Source organism: Candidatus Thioglobus sp., from assembly GCF_028599055.1.
Classification (GTDB): domain Bacteria; phylum Pseudomonadota; class Gammaproteobacteria; order PS1; family Pseudothioglobaceae; genus Thioglobus_A.
Genome location: NZ_JAQRMS010000087.1, coordinates 1 through 4,982, shown reverse-complemented (window position 1 = coordinate 4,982; position 4,982 = coordinate 1). Strand labels below are relative to the sequence as shown.

The 4,982-nt window shown below is 34.9% G+C and carries 1 protein-coding gene; it reads left to right on the top strand.

What is annotated here, in order from left to right:
• Nucleotides 1–504 precede the first annotated feature (504 nt).
• On the top strand, nt 505–1,134 hold the full coding sequence (locus PSN35_RS05965; RefSeq protein WP_300030818.1) for a hypothetical protein: 630 nt from the start codon (nt 505–507) through the stop codon (nt 1,132–1,134).
• Nucleotides 1,135–4,982 lie beyond the last annotated feature (3,848 nt).

Below are 4,982 nucleotides of genomic sequence, written 5' to 3'. Positions count from 1 at the left end.
TTATAATATCCGTTTGTCCTTTTTTCATGACTTGTCATAGGGTTTTTGAAATGAGTAGTACGCCGGGTGTCACTAGTGAAGCAAGATCTGCTTAAACTTCTGGAACATTTGAGTTCACGTACACCTGCCTTTTGTTAAGTCTTCTCTCTTTTGTCCATTGCATTGTTTGTCCCTCGATTTTTACCTTTTGATTGCCCTTTGGTATCATCAATTGTCTTATTGGTGCATAACTCACTTTCTCAAGCTACGCGGAGTAAACCATCGATATGTAAACAAAATTATCAGGATACGCTAAATTGGTCTTTTAAAGGAAGCTTGCTTGGCCCGTTTTGAAATTATTGTTAGATTTTCGAACTCCTCCGCGTTCATGTACAATACAATACAGTACCAATACAAAGTATATATCATTATTATCTCATCGAATCATCACGCACTCACTAAAATGAAACTTTCAATTTATTAATACAGATTCCGACGGTGGACACTTATTCTAACGCAAATGAGATGCATATACATTCGAATCTTAAAAAGACAAGATATCTGAAGAAATATACCTCAATATCTGATCTAGGTCACCTTGGCAACACACCTATAGCTTCGGAAGACGAAAAGATCAATAATCCGTCAAGTGTTAAAGGTCAAAAGGTTAATGATACCAAAATGTATCCACAACTATTCCCAGAACTGACCAAAGAGTTCAACCAAAAATACGGAAAGGTCAAATCAGAAAATGTGGATTATTCCGAGCAATACGGGAATTTTAATGCACTTTCTATAGAAGATCCTGACAATATAATGTTGGTACATGGCAAAGAATTATCTGAAGACGTAAATGCATACCGATTACGCGATTTTGAAGATTACGAAAGAATGGAAGGACCTCGTGAAATCGGCATAAGCAGGGAAGAAATACGGGGAACGTATTATGAAGAAACACCCATTCCCCTTTATGAAAATTTATGTACAAGTGATAACAGGGAGTCGTCCGACTCGTCAAATTCTGACGAATTATGTACACACATTACTACTGGCGTCCATGTTTACAAACCACGTGGTATTGTACAAGTGACTGTGAAAAAAAAGTATTACGGTCAGAAAATGACGAATTATACTAAGGCTACTGGTGCTAATTGACACTTACAGTAATTATTCAGCTATTGCCACGAATACCGGTCTTGATGGACAGAGGAAACCTTGAACGGACGGGGGACCCACTAGTCATCAATGCCGTCTTAACGCATGGGCACACTGTAGGTCCCTGTCAGTCACGAGTGTCCGAATCCTTAACATTTGAAGTGGGTATATCAGACTTGCTTCATTGCTTGATGGATGGAGAAAGTCTGGTCAGTTTTAACAAACTGACTGGTAAACCACCAGCCATGAGTGTCCGAATCCTTAACACGTGAGATGGAAATCGTATTCTTGTTTCAATTACGATTATCATTTCCTGAACTGGCTTTGGGTATTAAAAAAATATGACTTCACAGAAGGTGTCATTAATGTGGTCAGAGGATACAAGTCTCTCTGGTACATCCGAAAGTTTATTTGAAGCCAAGTTTTTATTTTATGTATTTTGCCTCAATTTTTGTACATTTGTTTATTGTTCTTGTATCCGGATTGTTTCTATGCTCAATATTTATTCATTCGTTGTATCTGGATTGGTCACTATTCAATATCCATTCAAACTTGGCTACTCTATATCCGGATCCCGGATCGGTCTTACTTACATACTTACTATTTGAAATGTAGGTGTTGCAGGCACACACCTTTGATGGTCAATTCCAAATCAAACGGTCAATACATGTACATCAAGTGTAAATTTATATGCTTGATATATATTTTTGTATATAAATACTCTGAAGCTCGACCATTATTATTTTACAACTGATGGGTCACTGTACTTGTTATACAGCATACATCTGAATGTATTAATATTACTACATGTATGTTAATGATATGTTTAAATTTTTATTGGTTGTTGTTTCCAAGGATTTATATAGATCCTGGTTTTTTTCATAATATGTCCAATCAATGTAATCAATATACAATCATTGTATTAAATTTGTTAATTGTTCTGCCCGAAAGGGATCCTTAATTGGAAAATAAAGATGTGTTTGTTTGTTGGTTGTAACATCTACACATATGAACTTTCAAAATGATAGGGATCTTTATATTGTAAGAAGTCGTTCAAGTTTGAGGAATTGCTATTTAAAATGTAGGAGGAGTTACACAAACATGACGAAAACAATTTCTCACTCAAATGGCGGAGACATAAAGAGGATGAATTTCATTTCTTTTTAACTGCAAATGTAATTTTAAAAAAGAGGCAGATGTTAAAATAATGACTTCTTGTGTTACACGGTCGTTATACTTTAGTACAAGATGATTAATACTCAAATGGTGTGATCTAATTTTATTGTATATTATTTGTTTGTATTACCATTTGTAATTTTATACTCTCATCCAATTGGATTTTTTTTTAAAAGAAACAATTGTTTATTATGACGATATCATTACTACATTGTATGTACATATTATTTGTCACAATGGCGAATTAAACGTATTAAAAAAAGCAAACCAGTTAAATTTTACATACATAATTAATGGCTTTGAAAATACAAAACAAGAGGATATTTTGAAAAGTAGGCAAACATCACACGCACGCACGCACACATACACACACACACAGGTCCTGGCGTGACATAATCACACAAATATGACGGAGTTTAATTAATGGAATTATAACGACGTAAACACTCTTCATAATTAGATCTCCAACAACTATGAAAAATATAAACAACTTGTACAGATTTGATTCTTCACAAGAAGAATACACACCATCATAAAAATGAATGCTTATAAATGGAATTTTTCAGTGATTGAGTGATGGTTGTTTGACGCCAAATAAGCAATTTTTTCAGATATACCATGGCGAGAAGAAGTTACATAATGATGAGATGATGATGATCAGGGGCGGATCTAGGATTTCCAGTTAGGGGGGAGGAGGGGCGTGCAAAAAAATGGCACAGAGTGTAACGAAGCGCGAATTTTTTTGGGGGTATTTGGTGTGAAAAATCATGATTTTACGCAAAAAAAAAATCAAATTTTAGGGGTATTTCGCGTGAAAAATCACGATTTTACGCAAATTTTTTTTTCCAATTGTAGGGAGGGTACACGCCCCCTCTACATCCGCCACGGATGATGTACTCTTTGTACTAGACCAACACGATGAGCTGGATTCTTAGGGTTAACTTACTTAAACAACAGCTTGTAGATATGTTGCTCCACTCAGACACAACTGTGTTACTTTGAAAATTTGTGCTCTGTCTTTTACTTAATAAAGTTACTTTTTAGGCTTCTAATTTATTTTAATTATTTACTTAGTGTTTGTATTTTAATTAGTTTAAATAATTTCTGCATGTTTAAATTTTTAGTCAATTGCTGGCATCTTTTAGTATATTTAATATAGATGTTTTAAATTTCTGCTAGTATTTTTATGTATGTACCTATATGTGTGTTTTGTTATACTTTTGCTGTTTTGTTTTAAACTATCAGTCGGTAAAAGAGCTCTTCAAAGCTCATGTTTGTCATGTTGATTTGTATATATATATATATATATATATATGCCGACTTAAAATAAAATTTACTTTACTTTACTTTACAAATATTATTCTGATTTCTCTTTCTTTCTAAGAACTTCTAGGAGCAGCAACAAATATCAATGTCATAGTCTCTGGGTAACCCGACCACGACTCGAACATATTGTGACGTAATGAGTAATTAAAGCGAATGAAGAATATAACTTTTATTAAATATCGAAGTGTAATCGTATAGTGCGAGAACAAGTCTGAATCTGAAAAGCAAGAGCAACAAGTTATAAAGAAAATGTTTATGTAAATTCTGGGAAGTCCACATGGCTCGTGACATTCTCTATCCAGAGTTGTCGTTCCTGCTACGCTCACTCTATGTGGTTACAAGAGTGCAATTATTTACAATGCATCTTCCATAGGGTAGTCAGTACAAAATATATACTATTAAAAAAAAAAATACAATTGGTAATCAAATTTGGTTTTCAGTTTATGAAAAAAGACTTGTAAAAGTTTATTAAAAAAACCCAACAACAATATGCGTTCCGCGGCTCTTCTATTCATAAATTTCAGTTGATATGGAAGCTTTCTTATTCCGCACTAAATTCAAGTAAAAAAAAACACCACCCCATGCAAATAAAAAAAAAATGAATTCCACTTTATTTATTTTCTAATCTTCATCAAATGCTCTTATATTTTAACAAAAGTGGTTCAGCTTCCAAGAAAAAAAAATTCAAGTACACATTCATCCAATCACATTCCCTTTTACTCTTAATACGGTCCTCTGTCTTCGGGTCAAAATCTTACCGCTGCATTGTAAACAAATAATTGAGCTATTGCAACCTATAGAAAACATGAAAACTTCCAGAATCGGGCAAGCAGGCTACCCATCAATAAGGGTGTCATATATTGATACACGCTCCCGACATGAGAGTCATTGGTGGTGGTTTTTCCGAGTAACGGTCACTGTCAAGGTTCGACCCTTGTTTGCGGCAAATGTTTGGTCTACTGATACAAGCCTACCACCCCTGAAGTTGTTTTTAAGACCTCTTGTCTGGTCTACTGATACAAGCCTACCACCACTGAAGTTGTTTTTTAAGGCCCCTTGTCTGGTCTACTGATACAAGCCTACCACCACTGAAGTTGTTTTTAAGACCTCTTGTCTGGTCTACTGATACAAGCCTACCACCACTGAAGTTGTTTTTAAGGCCCCTTGTCTGGTCTACTGATACAAGCCTACCACCACTGAAGTTTTTTTAAGGCCTCTTGACGTCTTATAATATCCGTTTGTCCTTTTTTCATGACTTGTCATAGGGTTTTTGAAATGAGTAGTACGCCGGGTGTCACTAGTGAAGCAAGATCTGCTTAAACTTCTGGAACATTTGAGTTCACGTA

Bases quoted from the DNA above. Each gene is read 5' to 3' on its own strand.
- PSN35_RS05965 (WP_300030818.1), top strand. From the start codon at position 505: ATGCATATACATTCGAATCTTAAAAAGACAAGATATCTGAAGAAATAT.